We start from the raw sequence: 13,235 nt of genomic DNA on the forward strand, positions 1-13,235 counted from the left end.
CGCTCGATACGCTGTTACTTCTTGGCCTTCTTCTTAATGCCGATCGCCTGGCCCTTGCGCCCGCGCCGCGTGCGCGCGTTCGTGCGGGTGCGCTGCCCGCGCACTGGCATCCCGCGGCGGTGACGCAGGCCGCGGTAGCAGCCGATATCCATGAGCCGCTTGATATTGAGCTGCACCTCGCGGCGCAGGTCGCCTTCGACGCGGTACTCGCGATCCACGATCTCGCGGATCCGGCCGACCTCTTCTTCGGTGAGGTCGCGCACCCGAGTCTCCGGGTTTACGTTGGCCTTATGAATAATATCCAGGCCATTCGAGGGGCCGATACCGAAGATGTACCGAATCGAGATCTCGATCTTCTTGTTGCGGGGAATATCTACCCCAGCGATACGTGCCATGAACGTCCTCGTATAAACGCTATCGGCGACGGCCACTGGCCGCTCGCGCCTCCACTCCACCCGACCCGCGCGTAGCAAACAGCCGGGCGTAGGATCGCCAACTGCCGTATGCCGCCGACTAACCCTGGCGCTGCTTGTGCTTCGGCGTGCGCGAGCAGATCACTCGGATGATCCCCTTGCGCTTGATGACCTTGCAATACTCACAGCGCGGCTTCACCGCAGCTCGAACTTTCACAATAACCTCCCGTAGCGGCGGCGCAGGTGCCGCCGGATGCTGTGTTGTCGCCAACAGCGGGTATGATACAGGCAATAGTTACTTGTAGCGATAGGTAATCCGACCGCGAGTCAGATCGTATGGTGAAAGCTCAACCAGCACTCTATCGCCTTTAAGAATACGAATATAGTTCATCCGCATCTTGCCTGAGATATGTGCGAGCACCTCGTGGCCATTCTCAAGCTCTACCCGGAACATTGCATTTGGCAGTGGCTCCGTGATCGTGCCTTCCATCTCGATCACGTCCTTCTTTTTGGACATATCACTCCTTCGGTGGAGCCGTCAGCTCAGGATTGATCTTCAACGCATGAAGCATCGCCTCTGTCACCAGAGAGATCTCACGTTGTCCATCGATCTCATGGAGCAGCTCCTGACGCTGATAGTACTCAATGAGCGGCATCGTCTGTTCAAAGTAGACGTCGAGGCGATGCTCTGCCGTCTCTATCGAGTCATCGCTCCGCTGGTACAGCTTGCCTCTACAGGCATCACAAATTCCCGGCCGGTGGGACGGGAAATAATAGATATTATATGTGGCCCCGCAAGTTTTGCAAGTCTGCCGCCCTGCGATACGCCGCAGCAGAACATCACGTGGTACGCGCAGGTAGAGCACTGCATCGATCTGGTTGTGATGCTCGCCCATCGCCGCCTCAAGCGCAGTGGCCTGCTCGCGCGTGCGGGGGAAACCATCGAAGATTACGCCAGCACCACAGTCAGGCTGTGCAATCCGCTCAAGTATCATGCGGATGACGACCTCGTTTGGCACAAGCTCGCCACGATCCATATACGACTTCGCCAACATGCCCAGCTCGGTGCCTTCACGCAGCGCCGCCCTGAAGAGGTCGCCGCTCGCCACGTGGGTTAGCGACGTCCGCTCTGAGAGTGTCTTTGCCTGCGTCCCCTTCCCCGCGCCAGGAGGTCCAAGCAGAATAACGTTGGTCATAGTCGGTGCCTCATGCGTATCGATCGCGCGCACTCCCGCGCGTCCAACATCCATATCTTCGCGTACAAGTCGTTGGCAACTCCGGCACGGAACAATGCCCAGACACCATACGTATAGAGATCGCTTACTATACCACTAAACTGGCAAGGCTGTGTCAACCTGATGCGAGAAGCGTGGGCTCACATCGATGTCGATATTGTCCACGAGCCAGCCCAGCTCCTCGCAATCCGTGCCGATGCTTAGCGGCTCAGAAAGCCCTCATAGTCGCGCATGATCAGCTGGGACTCGAGCTGACGCATGGTATCAATGGCCACGCCGACCACAATCAGCAGCGCCGTGCTCCCCAGCCCAAGCTGTAGCCCCGTGATCGTCTGGGTGAGGAAGGGCAGAATTGCGACCAGCCCCAGGAACAGCGCCCCAACCAGCGTGATCCTGTTCAACACCCGGCCCAGATATTCCTCAGTCTTCTTCCCTGGGCGAATGCCGGGGATGAAGCCGCCGTTGCGCTGGAGACTATCGGGGATGTCCTGCTGACTAAACAGCACGACGGTATAGAAGTACGTGAAACCGACGGTCAGCAAGAACAGCAGGATCATATACACAATGCCGCCGCTCTGTCCGGTCGGGTTGAATGTTGTGTAGAAGAACCCAGCGATCGCGTTTCCAATCCCCGTGCCGCCTGGCTGGTAGAACCATGAGGCAATAATACCGGGGAAGATGATGATGCTCTGGGCGAAGATCAGCGGGATCATGCCGGCCATATTCACCTTGAGCGGGATATGGCTGCTCTGACCGCCGTAGACCTTGTTGCCGCGCACCCGCTTCGCGTACTGCACAGGGATGCGGCGCTGCCCCTCCTGGATGAGCACAATGCCAATGATCGTGAGCAGTGCGATGGCCACGAAGCCGATCACGCCGATGATGGTGCTCACTCCGCCGGCCTGGCTCACCTGGAAGCCCTGGACGATTAGGCCTGGGAGGCGTGACACGATGCCGCCGAAGATGATCACCGAGATGCCCTGCCCGATGCCGCGCTCGTTGATCTGCTCGCCGAGCCAGACCAGCAGCATGGTGCCCGCCACCATTGAGGTGAGGATCGTGAAGGTCGGCAGGAAGTTGCCGACGATATCGAATGGTGAGCGGAATAGCGATGCCGCCAGATCATTCGTTGGGTTGACGGTCCGCTCCAGAGTCAGCGTCTGCCCGTAGGCCTGCAGGTAGGCCAGCGGGATGGTCAGCCACATCTGGTAGCGGTTCATCCGGATCCGGCCCTGCTCGCCCTCTTTCGACAGCTCCTGAAGGGCCGGGATGAGGGGCTGGAGCAGCTGCATGATGATCGACGCCGTGATGTACGGGTAGACCCCCATCGCCGCGACCGAAAAATTCTGCAGGGCACCGCCGGCGAAGATGTTTAGCAGCTGGGCGAGCTGGTTGTTCGCCAGCGCATCCTGGAGCTGCTGGAGCGACGCCGGGTTGATGTTGGGCACGGGGATGTGCGCGATCAGACGGAAGATCAGCAGCATCCCCAGAGTGAAAAGAATTCGCCGCCGAAGGTCGGGCAGTTGGACGGCGCGTAGAACAGCTTGAAGCATCTGTATACCCTCTGGAAGATCTGCATGAAGCAGGCCGACGCCGGCGCTATTGCTGCCGGCATCGACACCTGCTGGTACCTAGTCCTGGGCCTTCTTCTTCGCGTTCCGACCGCCGTAGTTGGCACCGCGCGAGCGCGACCGGCGCTCGACGCCCCACTCCAGCTGGATAGCGGTGCCGCCTGCGGCCTCGATCTTCTCGCGGGCGCTGGCCGAGAACTTATGCGCCTTCACTGTCAGCGCGGCGCTCAGCTCGCCATCGCCGAGCACCTTCACCGGCATGCGCTTACGGCGCACGGCGCGGGCCTCAAGCAGGCTCTCTGGCGTCACCTCAATGCCGGACGGCCACTCGGTGAGCGTGCCGACATTGATCACCTCATAGTCGACGCGGAAGATGTTCGTGAAGCCACGCTTGTAGGGCATGCGCTTCACGATCCTGTTCTGACCACCCTCGAAGGTGCGATACGGCCCAGGGCCGGAGCGGGCCTTCTGGCCCATCATGCCCTTGCCGCTCGTCTTACCCTTTCCCGAGCCGGCGCCGCGGCCGACGCGCTTGCTCTTATGGGTTGAGCCCTCGGCGGGCTTCAGATCGTGTAGTTTCATTCCGTCACCTCGTCGGAGACCTCTTCGACCGACACCAGGTGCTTGACCTTGAAGATCATGCCCCTGATGGAGGGGTTATCGGGCTTAATCACCGAGTGCTTCAGCTTATGCAGACCGAGGGAGGCAACCGTCTCCTTCTGATCCTTGGCATAGCCAATGACACTCTTGCTGTATGTGATCTTCAGCTTGCTCATACCGCCGCCTCCTGGTCCGTCGACTCCCGGCGGGTGCGCCGAGCGATCAGCTCCTGGGTGGTCATATCGCGGCGGCGCGCCATATCACCAAGCGAGATCAGCTCACTGAGTGCCTGAAACGCTGCCTTGACCACATTGACCGGGTTATTGCTCCCGTACACCTTCGAGAGCAGATCCTTAATACCAGCGGCCTCCACCACCGGGCGGACGCCGCGGCCGGCGATCACCCCGGTGCCGGGGGCGGCGGGCCGGATCATCACCTTCGTCGCGGAAAACTTCGTGATCACCTCGTGGGGGATGGTGGTGTTCACGAGCGGGATCCGGATAAGGTTCTTCTTCGCGGCCTCGGTGCCCTTGCGGATCGCCTCGGGCACCTCAGCGGCCTTACCCATGCCGACGCCGACATGGCCCTTGCCATCGCCGACCACAACCACCGTGCTAAAGCTAAAGCGCCGACCGCCCTTGACGACTTTCGAGACGCGGTTGATCTGAACGACGCGCTCCTCAAGCTCAAGCGACTCAGCGTTAATACGTTCTCGCTTCACAGTTCCTCCGGAAAGCTGCCCGAGGGGCACTAGAAGTTGAGGCCAGCCTCACGGGCAGCGTCGGCCAGAGCCTTCACCCGCCCGTGATACTTAAAGCCGCCACGGTCAAAGACGACCTTCGTCACACCGGCCTCAAGCGCGCGCTCGGCGACAAGCTTACCGACCAGCGCTGCCTGCTCTGTCTTCGTCTTCGTCTCGTCAGCCTCAGCCCACGCCTTCTCATTTGTCGATGCGGCGGCCAGCGTGCGGCCGAGCGTATCGTCGATCACCTGGGCATAGATATGGACATTGCTGCGGAAGATACTCAGCCGTGGCCGCTCCTGCGAGCCACTGACCCGCTTGCGTAGCCGGTTGTGCCGGCGCATACGCAATTCGCGCGGAGATCGCTTCGCCATATATTCCTCACTGTCGCAATAGAGATTATATCCCCTATCGCAAGCACTACTGCATTGCTATGGGCTGCGGGCACCAAATGCGCCCGCAGCCGCCAGACGAGACTACCGCGCCTTACCGGCCTTGCCGGCCTTGCGGCGAACCTTCTCTTCGAGGTACTTCACGCCCTTGCCCTTGTAGGGCTCCGGCGGGCGCAGGCCGCGAATACGCGCGGCCTCCTCGCCGACCACCTGCTTGTCGATCCCGCGCACGAAGACGGGCAGCGGGTCGTTGGCACTCTTGCGCTCGCCGACCGCGTACTGCACATCTTTTGGCGGGTCAATCCGCACGGGGTGTGAGAAGCCAAGCTGGAGCACCAGAGTCTGGCCCTCAAGCTGGGCGCGGTAGCCCACGCCATTGATCTCCAGCGCCCGCTGCCAGCCGTCGGTGACGCCGACGACCATATTGGAGAGCAAGGTGCGGGTAAGGCCGTGGAGCGACTTATGCAGCTTCCCGTCAGAAGGGCGCTTCACGGTCAGCTCACCACTCTCCTGCTCGATGATCATGTCGGGGTGGAGTTGCTGGTGCAGCGTGCCCTTCGGCCCCTTCACCGACACAAGGTTGTCCTTGCTGATCTCCACCGTAATCCCTTTAGGAAGGGTGATAGGTTTCTTACCGATGCGCGACATTCGTTTCCTCCGTGGGCGCTACCAGATGTAGCAGAGCACCTCGCCGCCCACCCGCTCCTGCCATGCCTCGTGGCCGGCGAGGACACCCTTGGGGGTCGAGAGAATGCTCAGACCAAGACCACCACGCACCCGCGGAATCTCATCGCGCTTGGTGTAGATGCGTAGACCCGGCTTGCTCACGCGACGCAGGCCAGTGATGGCGGGGCGCCGGTCGGACATATACTTGAGTGTGATTGCGATTGTGCTGAAGGGCTTCCCCTCGATCAGGGTATAGTCCTTAATGAAACCCTCGCGCTTCAGGATGTCGGCAATCGCCATTTTCATCTTGGACGCAGGAATATTCACAACTACATGCCGCGCCATACAGGCGTTTCGGATGCGGGTCAGCATATCGCCGATAGGATCGCTAACGCTCACAGTGTGCCTCCTCACACGTCGGGTGCCGGCGCGGCAAGTAGCCGCTTCGTGGCCGGTCGCCCGCAACGTTATGATGTTCTACCAGCTCGATTTGACGACACCCGGAATCAGACCCTTCAGCGCGTTCTCGCGGAAGCAGATGCGGCACATGCCAAACTTGCGCATATACGCGCGTGAGCGCCCGCACGTCTTGCAGCGATTGTACTCGCGCACCTTAAACTTCGCCGGGCGTGATGCCTTTACAATCAGTGAGGTCTTCGCCAAGGATGTTTCCTCCTAAACAGTTGGACTAGTTAGCCTTCGCTCCTGGCCCAGACTAATCGCGAAATGGCATACCGAGACGCTTGAGCAGCGCGTAGGCGTGCTCATCATCGGTAGCGGTGGTCACAATTACCACCTCGAGGCCGCGAATCTTATCGATCTTATCGTAGTCGATATCTGGGAACACAATCTGCTCGCGTAGCCCTAGGCTATAGTTGCCACGGCCGTCGAATGATCGGCGGCTGATGCCGCGGAAGTCGCGGATACGCGGCAGGGCGAGGTTGATCAGCCGGTCGAGGAAGTCGTACATACGCTCGGAGCGCATCGTCACCATCGTGCCGATCGACATGCCCTCACGGAGCTTGAACGAGGCGATCGACTTCTTCGCCTTGGTGATCACAGGCTTCTGGCCAGTGATCGTCGTCAGGTCGGCGACGGCAGCGTCGAGCGCCTTCGAGTTAGTCACGGCCTCGCCGACGCCGACGTTCACCACGATCTTCGTCAGGTGGGGCACCTGCATCACCGACGTATACTTGAACTCCTGCATGAGCGCAGGGACGATCTCGGAGCGATACTTTTCGCGCAGACGGACTGTCATGATCTCTCTCCAGGGGCTAGGAGGCGCAGGCATGCGCAGCTCCGGCCCTGAGCATGAATGGCTACTTGTCGATCACCGCATCGCAGGACTTGCAGAAGCGCACCTTCCGCGGGCGGCCCTTATGATCGACCTCCTCAAGGAAGCGATGCCCCGTGCGCGCCGCGTGCCCACAGCTGGGGCAGATCAGCATCACATTGGAGCCATCGAGGGGGGCCTCCATCTCGATAATGCCGCCGGGCTTGCCGGGGCCGCGGGGCTTGGTGTGGCGCTTGACGATATTCCAGCCCTCGACCACCACCCGGCCCTCTTTGGGGATCACGCGCTTGATCTTGCCGCGCTCGCCCTTATTCTTGCCAGCGATGATCAGCACCTCATCGCCCATCTTGACATGCATTACAGCACCTCCGGTGCCAGCGACACGATCCGCATGAACTGCTTTTCGCGCAGCTCACGGGCCACCGGGCCAAAGATGCGCGTGCCGCGCGGGTTGTTTTCCTTGCCGATGATGACGGCCGCATTGTCGTCGAAGCGGATATGCGACCCATCAAGGCGACCGTACTCTTTGGTGGTACGCACGATCACCGCTCGCACCACCTCGCCCTTCTTGACCGACCCGCCAGGGGCGGCCTGCTTGACCGAGGCGACGATCACATCGCCAACCCGGCCGTATCTCACCCGCGAGCCGCCGAGCACGCGGATGCACATGATCTCTTTGGCACCGGTGTTATCGGCAACCTTCAGGCGAGACTGAGGCTGGATCATGGCTCTTACTCCTCACCGCGCTTCACGATCTCGGTCACCCGCCAGCGCTTTGTGCGGCTGAGGGGGCGAGACTCCTCGATCTGCACCGTATCGCCCACCTTACAGGTGTTGTCCTCATCGTGGGCGTGAAACTTGTTAGTCTTGCGGATAATCTTGCGGTAGAGCGGGTGGGGCTTGAGGTAATCCACCGCCACGACCACCGTCTTATCCATCTTATTGCTCACCACACGCCCGACCTTCATGATCTTGCGTGGCGTCTGCTGATCAGTCATATCGTCTTGCTCCGTGATGGTCGCTGCGGCGACCAGTGGTCACACGCTAGATCTCCAACTCGCGCTCGCGCAGGACCGTCTTAATGCGCGCAATATCTTTGCGGACCTGCGTAAAGCGCGCAGTGTTGGTCAGGCGCCCCGTCACCTGCTGGAAGCGCAGATTGAACAGCTCCTCATCGAAGCCCTTCAGCTGGGCGCGCAGCTTCTCGTCATCCTGATTGCGCAGCTCACTCGCCTTCACTGGGCGCCTCCTCCACTTCGTCCCGGGTGATGATCTTACAGGGGACCGGCATCTTCTGTGCAGCGCGGCGCATCGCTTCCATCGCGATCGTCTCGCTGACGCCGCCGAGCTCAAACATCACGCGGCCCGGCTTCACCACCGCCACCCAGTGGTCGACCGACCCTTTGCCGCCGCCCATGCGGGTCTCAGCGGGCTTCTGGGTGACTGGCTTATCGGGGAAGATCCGAACCCAGACTTTGCCACCGCGCTTGATGTAGTTGGTGATCGTGCGGCGGGCGGCCTCGATCTGGCGGCTGGTGATCCATGTGCTCTCCAGCGCCATCAGGCCATACTCACCGAAGGCAACGCCGCTGCCGCGGTAGGAGAGGCCCCGATTGCGGCCGCGCTGCTGCTTGCGGTACTTTGTGCGCTTAGGAAGCAGCATTATCATTCCTCCTCGGCGAGCGCTCGCGCCGCTCGGTCGGGGCGCTGGGCGCGCTCGTCTGCTGCTCGACCGCCGCCTTCGCCAGCTGGTCGGGGAAGACCTCGCCCTTATAGATCCACACCTTCACACCGATGCGCCCATAGGTGGTGTGCGCGTGAACCTGCGCGTAGTCGATGTCGGCGCGCAGCGTGTGGCGCGGCACGCGGCCCTCGCTCTCGTTCTGGATTCGCGACATCTCGGCGCCGCCGAGGCGGCCTGAGCAGCGCACCTTGACGCCCTGGGCACCGAGGCGAACCGCACGCTGCACCGCCTGCTTCATGGCGCGCTTGTAGGAGACACGCTTGCTGATCTGCTCGCCAATGCTTTCAGCCACCAGCTGAGCGTCGAGCTCGGGCTGATGGATCTCTTGGATGTTGAGCTTAATCTTCTTGCCGGTCTTCTGCTCAAGCGTATTCTTCAGCAGGTCGACATTTGCGCCACGCTTGCCGATAACAATCCCGGGCTTGGCGGTGAAGACCGTCACCTCGATCTTGTTCGCCGAGCGCTCGATCTCGATCCGCGAGACGCCAGCGTTCTGCAGCTCTTTGGCGATCAGCTTGCGGAGCGCCAGATCCTCGTGGAGCTGCTCCGTGTAGGTGCGCTCAGCGAACCACTTCGACTGCCAGTCCTTGATGTAGCCGAGGCGGAAGCCGATCGGATGTACTTTTCGTCCCAAGACAACCTCCTAGTCCTGGCTACCTAATAGATTTCGCCGTCGTCCACAATCACCGTGATGTGGGTCGTCGGCTTGCGAATGCTGTTGGCCATACCGCGGGCGCGTGGCATAAAGCGCTTGAGCACCGGGCCTTGGTCAGCATAGATCGTCTTAACCACGAGGTCGCTCGGGTCAAGGTCGAAGTTGTTCTCTGCGTTGGCGGCGGCCGACTTGATCGTCCGGAAGACCTCGCGCGCCGCCTTCTGCGGCATATACTGCAAGGTCGACAGGGCGCGATCCACCGGCATCCCGCGCACCACATCCATCACCAGGCGAACCTTCAGCGGCGAGATCCGCACATATCGGGTTATAGCTTTGACTTCCATTGCCTTACTCGTCTGCGGCCAGGCCGCGTGGTTGACGGCGTTCAGCTCGCACGCAAACCCGCCAATTGTACCACAATTCACGATTCGCGTACAACGCCCGCCTCACGTGCGAGCTGACCGGGCTCAGCGCGACACCCGAGGGCATCACTACTTCATCTTGCCGCGCTTATCCGCCTTCTTGCCGCCGTGGCCGCGGAAAAAGCGGGTCGGCGCAAACTCACCAAGCTTGTGGCCGACCATGTTCTCGGTGACATAGACCGGGACGTGGCGACGGCCGTCGTGAATCGCGATCGTGTGGCCGATCATCTGCGGGAAGATGGTCGAGTCACGCGACCAGGTGCGCAGCACGCGCTTATCGCTGGTGCGATTCATGGTCTCGACGCGATCGAGGAGCCGAATATCGACGTACGGCCCCTTCTTTGAAGAGCGAGCCATAGAACCTCCTGTCAGAACAGCGTCGTGTGGGCATCGCCCACACTCGCCCGATTAGGGCTTCCGCCGCCGGATAATAAACCGATCGCTGCGCGGGTTGTGGCGTGTCCTCACACCGCGGGCGGGCTTCCCCCACTTGGTCTTCGGGTTCATACCGCGCGGGGAGCGCCCCTCGCCACCGCCGTGGGGATGGTCACGCGGGTTCATCACCGACCCACGCACGTGGGGCCGGCGACCGAGCCAGCGCGAGCGGCCGGCCTTACCGAGGCGGATGTTCTGATGATCCAGGTTGCCGACCTGGCCGATGGTGGCCATGCAGCGGATGTGGATCATGCGCGTCTCGCCGGAGGGCATACGGACGGTGGCGTAGTCACCCTCCTTCGCCATCAGCTGGGCCGAGGTGCCGGCGCTGCGCACCAGGACACCCCCGCGGCCGATCTCCAGTTCAATATTGTGAATCTGCGTGCCGAGGGGGATCGACGCGAGGGGTAGGGCGTTGCCGACACGGATATCGGCGTCGGGGCCATTGCCGAGCACATCGCCGACCTTCAGCCCCACCGGGGCGATGATGTAGCGCTTTTCGCCATCGACATAGGCCAGCAGCGCGATGCGCGCCGTGCGGTTCGGGTCATACTCGATCGCCTGGACCTTCGCCGGGATGCCGAACTTATTGCGCTTGAAGTCGATGATGCGGTAGAAGCGCTTATGGCCGCCGCCACGGTGGCGCACGGTGATCTTCCCGGTGTTATTCCGGCCCGCCTGCTTTCGCAGCGGCTCGATCAGGCCCGGCTCAGGGCGCTTCTTGGTGATTTCCTCGAAGGTGGACACCGACATGTTGCGCCGGCCCGCCGAGGTTGGTTTGTACTTGCGTACACCCATCGCTTTGCTCCAGGTACATAGCACAGGGCACAGGGGGCTGTCCCCTCGTACTGTGACTAGCTTTCAAAGATCTCGATGCGGTCGCCGGCGGCAAGGGTGACGATCGCCTTCTTCCAGTCCTTGGTGTAGCCGGACTCACGGCCACGTCGGCGCATCTTACCACGGACGTTCAGCGTGTTCACCCGCGTCACCGTGACGCTAAAGATGGTCTCAATGGCGCGCTTGATCTCGGGCTTGCTCGCCTCGCGCAGCACCTCGAAGGAATACTGGTTCGACTCCATAAGGATCGTATTCTTCTCAGTGATCAGCGGGCGGACGATAATCTGATGCGGCGTCGGCATCGCTATTCCTCCTCGCTCTGAGCAGACGCCGTGCCGGCGCCCAGGTAGCTCTCGATCACCTCGATCGCGGCCTTGGGCAGCACCACCGTATCGTAGGTGAGCAGGTCGCGCACATTGAGGTAACTGGCGAGCAGTGTCTTCACATTCGGCAGGTTATTAGTCGACCGCTGAATGACCCCGGTCTGCTCGTTCTTGCTGGCGATCACGATCAGGGTCTTGCCGCTCAGCGTGTGGTCGCTGAGAAACTTGACGATATCCTTCGTGCGCGGCTTCTCGATGGCGAGCGAGTCGATCACGCGGATCTGCGCTGCGGCGAGCTTGGCCGAGAGGGCCGAGCGCACGGCCAGGCGGCGCATCTTCTTCGGCATCTGGAGCCGATAGGAGCGCGGGTGCGGGCCGTGGGCGATGCCGCCGCCGATCCGGTGCGGGGCGCGGACGGAGCCCTGGCGGGCCCGGCCTGTGCCCTTCTGGCGGTAGATCTTCCTGGTGCTGCCGCGAACCTCGCCGCGACCGCGGGTGCTCTGCGTGCCCTGGCGGGCGTTCGCCTGCTGCATCAGCACATACTGGTGCATGACCGGGATATTCGGCTCGATGCCGAAGATGGCCTCGTTGAGCTCGATGCTCCCGATCTGCTCGCCGGCCTGATTATAGAGAGTTGCTTCCATTGCTGTTTCCTATAGCCTTCTCCCCGCCAGCTTGCTGGCGGAGAGGGTGCATAGTTATATCTAGGCCTTCACCGCACGGCGGATTTCGATCAGGCCAGTGCGGGCGCCGGGCACCGAGCCCTTCACGAGCAGAAGGTTCTTCTCGGGCAGCACTTCGACGACCTCAAGGTTCTGGATGGTGATGCGCTTCCCGCCCATGCGGCCCGCCATCTTCTGCCCCTTCCAGACGCGGCCGGGGGTCGTTCCGGCGCCGATCGAGCCCGGGGCGCGATGGCGGTCGCTCTGTCCGTGCGTCTTCGGGCCGCCGTGGAAGCCCCAGCGCTTCACCACGCCGGTGAAGCCGCGGCCCTTGGATGTGCCCGAGATGTCGATCTTCTGCCCAGGCTGGAACAGCTCAACGTTGATCACCTCGCCGGGAGTGTGCTCCTGGGGGTTATCAGCGGGGAACTCACGCAGATAGCGCAGCATCGCATTGGCGGCCTTCAGATGCCCCTGCTGCGGCTTGGTGAGCTTGCGCGGCTCTACCTGCTCGTACCCAATCTGCACCGCAGCGTAACCATCACGCTCAACGGTGCGCACCTGGGTGACAACGCAGGGGCCGGCGGCGATCACCGTCACCGGGATCACCTCACCTTTGTCGTTGAAGACCTGCATCATCCCCAACTTTCGACCCAACAACCCGCTAATCATTACTGCTACCTCCGCAGCATACGTCAGTGCGCAGCGGCTGCCTTTTACTTCTTTGACCAACGACCAACGACTAACGACCAAAGAATTCCGAGAAACAGCGTTCGTCGTCCGTCTTTATGTCGTCTGTCGAACCTCTAGAGCTTGATCTCGATGTCCACGCCGGCGGGAAGGTTTAGCTTCATTAGGGCGTTGATCGTCTGCTGGCTCGGGTCAAGCACATCGATAAGCCGCTTGTGCGTGCGGATCTCGAACTGCTCCTGTGAGTTCTTATCGATGAAGCCTGAGCGGATCACGCTGTACTTCTCGATCTTGGTCGGCAGGGGCACGGGGCCAGCTACGAGCGCCCCGGTGCGCTCAGCAGCCTCGACGATCTGGCGGGCCGATTGATCCAGGATTTTGTGGTCATACGCCTTGAGGCGAATACGCACCTTCTGCTTAGCCATATCACGCTCCTCAAACGAGGCTATAGATGTCGGCGGTGGCGGCCACACAGTTGGGCCGCCACCTCACGGCCAGGGATCACAAACGGCTACTCGATGATCTTGGTGACGACGCCGGCGCCGACGGTGCGG

The 13,235-nt window shown here is 61.5% G+C and carries 26 protein-coding genes; all 26 read right to left on the minus strand.

Annotation, left to right across the window (positions count from 1 at the left end):
* Positions 1-14 precede the first annotated feature (14 nt).
* The 26 genes from rpsM to rpsJ all read right to left on the minus strand — a co-directional run bounded on the left by rpsM (position 15) and on the right by rpsJ (position 13,106).
* A complete protein-coding gene (rpsM, locus tag K2Z83_RS04135) occupies positions 15-395 on the minus strand; it encodes a 30S ribosomal protein S13 (protein WP_220594068.1) in 381 nt (126 codons plus the stop codon).
* A gap of 118 nt (positions 396-513) precedes the next feature.
* Positions 514-630, minus strand: coding sequence for a 50S ribosomal protein L36 (rpmJ, locus tag K2Z83_RS04140; RefSeq protein WP_129681902.1), 117 nt, complete (start codon positions 628-630; stop codon positions 514-516).
* Between the two features lie 78 nt (positions 631-708).
* Positions 709-930: a translation initiation factor IF-1 gene (gene infA, locus K2Z83_RS04145; protein ID WP_044199231.1), complete on the minus strand. Its 222-nt coding sequence runs from the start codon at positions 928-930 to the stop codon at positions 709-711.
* Between the two features lies 1 nt (position 931).
* Entirely contained in the window at positions 932-1,609 is a 678-nt protein-coding gene (locus K2Z83_RS04150; RefSeq protein ID WP_220593908.1) for an adenylate kinase, read from the minus strand.
* A 239-nt stretch (positions 1,610-1,848) separates the two neighbouring features.
* On the minus strand, positions 1,849-3,201 hold the full coding sequence (gene secY / locus K2Z83_RS04155; protein ID WP_220593909.1) for a preprotein translocase subunit SecY: 1,353 nt from the start codon (positions 3,199-3,201) through the stop codon (positions 1,849-1,851).
* 78 nt (positions 3,202-3,279) lie between these two features.
* Positions 3,280-3,801 (minus strand): 50S ribosomal protein L15, encoded by a 522-nt coding sequence (gene rplO / locus K2Z83_RS04160; protein ID WP_220593910.1) that lies wholly within the window; start codon positions 3,799-3,801, stop codon positions 3,280-3,282.
* The gene (gene rpmD, locus K2Z83_RS04165) at positions 3,798-3,995 is read right to left on the minus strand and encodes a 50S ribosomal protein L30 (RefSeq protein ID WP_220593911.1); all 198 of its coding nucleotides are present in this window, start codon (positions 3,993-3,995) and stop codon (positions 3,798-3,800) included. Before rpmD ends, rplO begins: the two co-directional genes overlap by 4 nt.
* Positions 3,992-4,540 (minus strand): 30S ribosomal protein S5, encoded by a 549-nt coding sequence (rpsE, locus tag K2Z83_RS04170; protein WP_220593912.1) that lies wholly within the window; start codon positions 4,538-4,540, stop codon positions 3,992-3,994. The genes rpmD and rpsE overlap by 4 nt, the downstream gene beginning before the upstream one ends.
* Before the next feature lie 29 nt (positions 4,541-4,569).
* The gene (rplR, locus tag K2Z83_RS04175) at positions 4,570-4,935 is read right to left on the minus strand and encodes a 50S ribosomal protein L18 (RefSeq protein ID WP_220593913.1); all 366 of its coding nucleotides are present in this window, start codon (positions 4,933-4,935) and stop codon (positions 4,570-4,572) included.
* A 102-nt stretch (positions 4,936-5,037) separates the two neighbouring features.
* Positions 5,038-5,601 (minus strand): 50S ribosomal protein L6, encoded by a 564-nt coding sequence (gene rplF, locus K2Z83_RS04180; RefSeq protein ID WP_220593914.1) that lies wholly within the window; start codon positions 5,599-5,601, stop codon positions 5,038-5,040.
* An 18-nt stretch (positions 5,602-5,619) separates the two neighbouring features.
* Positions 5,620-6,018, minus strand: coding sequence for a 30S ribosomal protein S8 (gene rpsH / locus K2Z83_RS04185; RefSeq protein ID WP_220593915.1), 399 nt, complete (start codon positions 6,016-6,018; stop codon positions 5,620-5,622).
* Positions 6,019-6,096: 78 nt separating this feature from the next.
* Positions 6,097-6,282: a type Z 30S ribosomal protein S14 gene (locus K2Z83_RS04190; RefSeq protein WP_129681919.1), complete on the minus strand. Its 186-nt coding sequence runs from the start codon at positions 6,280-6,282 to the stop codon at positions 6,097-6,099.
* A 52-nt stretch (positions 6,283-6,334) separates the two neighbouring features.
* On the minus strand, positions 6,335-6,877 hold the full coding sequence (gene rplE, locus K2Z83_RS04195; protein ID WP_220593916.1) for a 50S ribosomal protein L5: 543 nt from the start codon (positions 6,875-6,877) through the stop codon (positions 6,335-6,337).
* 61 nt (positions 6,878-6,938) lie between these two features.
* Entirely contained in the window at positions 6,939-7,271 is a 333-nt protein-coding gene (gene rplX, locus K2Z83_RS04200) for a 50S ribosomal protein L24 (protein WP_220593917.1), read from the minus strand.
* Entirely contained in the window at positions 7,271-7,639 is a 369-nt protein-coding gene (gene rplN, locus K2Z83_RS04205) for a 50S ribosomal protein L14 (RefSeq protein ID WP_220593918.1), read from the minus strand. Before rplN ends, rplX begins: the two co-directional genes overlap by 1 nt.
* Before the next feature lie 5 nt (positions 7,640-7,644).
* Complete coding sequence (rpsQ, locus tag K2Z83_RS04210) at positions 7,645-7,911, minus strand: 30S ribosomal protein S17 (RefSeq protein ID WP_220593919.1); 267 nt, start codon at positions 7,909-7,911, stop codon at positions 7,645-7,647.
* A 46-nt stretch (positions 7,912-7,957) separates the two neighbouring features.
* Positions 7,958-8,137: a 50S ribosomal protein L29 gene (gene rpmC / locus K2Z83_RS04215; RefSeq protein WP_255603319.1), complete on the minus strand. Its 180-nt coding sequence runs from the start codon at positions 8,135-8,137 to the stop codon at positions 7,958-7,960.
* A gap of 1 nt (position 8,138) precedes the next feature.
* Positions 8,139-8,576 (minus strand): 50S ribosomal protein L16, encoded by a 438-nt coding sequence (gene rplP / locus K2Z83_RS04220; protein ID WP_220593921.1) that lies wholly within the window; start codon positions 8,574-8,576, stop codon positions 8,139-8,141.
* Positions 8,563-9,291, minus strand: a complete 729-nt coding sequence (gene rpsC, locus K2Z83_RS04225; RefSeq protein WP_220593922.1) for a 30S ribosomal protein S3 — start codon at positions 9,289-9,291, stop codon at positions 8,563-8,565. The genes rplP and rpsC overlap by 14 nt, the downstream gene beginning before the upstream one ends.
* A 23-nt stretch (positions 9,292-9,314) precedes the next feature.
* Entirely contained in the window at positions 9,315-9,656 is a 342-nt protein-coding gene (gene rplV / locus K2Z83_RS04230) for a 50S ribosomal protein L22 (RefSeq protein ID WP_220593923.1), read from the minus strand.
* A 147-nt stretch (positions 9,657-9,803) separates the two neighbouring features.
* Positions 9,804-10,091 carry a 30S ribosomal protein S19 gene (gene rpsS, locus K2Z83_RS04235; protein WP_220593924.1) on the minus strand — a complete coding sequence of 96 codons (288 nt, stop codon included), beginning with the start codon at positions 10,089-10,091 and terminating at the stop codon, positions 9,804-9,806.
* 51 nt (positions 10,092-10,142) lie between these two features.
* On the minus strand, positions 10,143-10,967 hold the full coding sequence (gene rplB / locus K2Z83_RS04240; RefSeq protein ID WP_220593925.1) for a 50S ribosomal protein L2: 825 nt from the start codon (positions 10,965-10,967) through the stop codon (positions 10,143-10,145).
* Positions 10,968-11,023: 56 nt separating this feature from the next.
* On the minus strand, positions 11,024-11,308 hold the full coding sequence (gene rplW / locus K2Z83_RS04245) for a 50S ribosomal protein L23 (RefSeq protein WP_220593926.1): 285 nt from the start codon (positions 11,306-11,308) through the stop codon (positions 11,024-11,026).
* A gap of 2 nt (positions 11,309-11,310) precedes the next feature.
* Positions 11,311-11,973, minus strand: coding sequence for a 50S ribosomal protein L4 (gene rplD / locus K2Z83_RS04250; RefSeq protein WP_220593927.1), 663 nt, complete (start codon positions 11,971-11,973; stop codon positions 11,311-11,313).
* Between the two features lie 60 nt (positions 11,974-12,033).
* Entirely contained in the window at positions 12,034-12,663 is a 630-nt protein-coding gene (gene rplC, locus K2Z83_RS04255; RefSeq protein WP_220593928.1) for a 50S ribosomal protein L3, read from the minus strand.
* A 134-nt stretch (positions 12,664-12,797) separates the two neighbouring features.
* On the minus strand, positions 12,798-13,106 hold the full coding sequence (gene rpsJ, locus K2Z83_RS04260) for a 30S ribosomal protein S10 (RefSeq protein ID WP_006560756.1): 309 nt from the start codon (positions 13,104-13,106) through the stop codon (positions 12,798-12,800).
* Positions 13,107-13,235: the final 129 nt, after the last annotated feature.

This window comes from Oscillochloris sp. ZM17-4 (genome assembly GCF_019599295.1).
GTDB lineage: Bacteria > Chloroflexota > Chloroflexia > Chloroflexales > Chloroflexaceae > Oscillochloris.

Coding starts and splice junctions, on each gene's coding strand:
- rplB (WP_220593925.1), bottom strand. CDS start 10,967: ATGGGTGTACGCAAGTACAAACCAACCTCGGCGGGCCGGCGCAACATG.
- rplC (WP_220593928.1), bottom strand. CDS start 12,663: ATGATTAGCGGGTTGTTGGGTCGAAAGTTGGGGATGATGCAGGTCTTC.
- rplR (WP_220593913.1), bottom strand. CDS start 4,935: ATGGCGAAGCGATCTCCGCGCGAATTGCGTATGCGCCGGCACAACCGG.
- rplF (WP_220593914.1), bottom strand. CDS start 5,601: ATGTCGCGCATCGGTAAGAAACCTATCACCCTTCCTAAAGGGATTACG.
- secY (WP_220593909.1), bottom strand. CDS start 3,201: ATGCTTCAAGCTGTTCTACGCGCCGTCCAACTGCCCGACCTTCGGCGG.
- rpsS (WP_220593924.1), bottom strand. CDS start 10,091: ATGGCTCGCTCTTCAAAGAAGGGGCCGTACGTCGATATTCGGCTCCTC.
- rpsQ (WP_220593919.1), bottom strand. CDS start 7,911: ATGACTGATCAGCAGACGCCACGCAAGATCATGAAGGTCGGGCGTGTG.
- rplP (WP_220593921.1), bottom strand. CDS start 8,576: ATGCTGCTTCCTAAGCGCACAAAGTACCGCAAGCAGCAGCGCGGCCGC.
- rplW (WP_220593926.1), bottom strand. CDS start 11,308: ATGCCGACGCCGCATCAGATTATCGTCCGCCCGCTGATCACTGAGAAG.
- rplX (WP_220593917.1), bottom strand. CDS start 7,271: ATGCATGTCAAGATGGGCGATGAGGTGCTGATCATCGCTGGCAAGAAT.
- rpsM (WP_220594068.1), bottom strand. CDS start 395: ATGGCACGTATCGCTGGGGTAGATATTCCCCGCAACAAGAAGATCGAG.
- K2Z83_RS04150 (WP_220593908.1), bottom strand. CDS start 1,609: ATGACCAACGTTATTCTGCTTGGACCTCCTGGCGCGGGGAAGGGGACG.
- rplD (WP_220593927.1), bottom strand. CDS start 11,973: ATGGAAGCAACTCTCTATAATCAGGCCGGCGAGCAGATCGGGAGCATC.
- rplN (WP_220593918.1), bottom strand. CDS start 7,639: ATGATCCAGCCTCAGTCTCGCCTGAAGGTTGCCGATAACACCGGTGCC.
- rplO (WP_220593910.1), bottom strand. CDS start 3,801: ATGAAACTACACGATCTGAAGCCCGCCGAGGGCTCAACCCATAAGAGC.
- rplE (WP_220593916.1), bottom strand. CDS start 6,877: ATGACAGTCCGTCTGCGCGAAAAGTATCGCTCCGAGATCGTCCCTGCG.
- rplV (WP_220593923.1), bottom strand. CDS start 9,656: ATGGAAGTCAAAGCTATAACCCGATATGTGCGGATCTCGCCGCTGAAG.
- rpsJ (WP_006560756.1), bottom strand. CDS start 13,106: ATGGCTAAGCAGAAGGTGCGTATTCGCCTCAAGGCGTATGACCACAAA.
- rpmD (WP_220593911.1), bottom strand. CDS start 3,995: ATGAGCAAGCTGAAGATCACATACAGCAAGAGTGTCATTGGCTATGCC.
- infA (WP_044199231.1), bottom strand. CDS start 930: ATGTCCAAAAAGAAGGACGTGATCGAGATGGAAGGCACGATCACGGAG.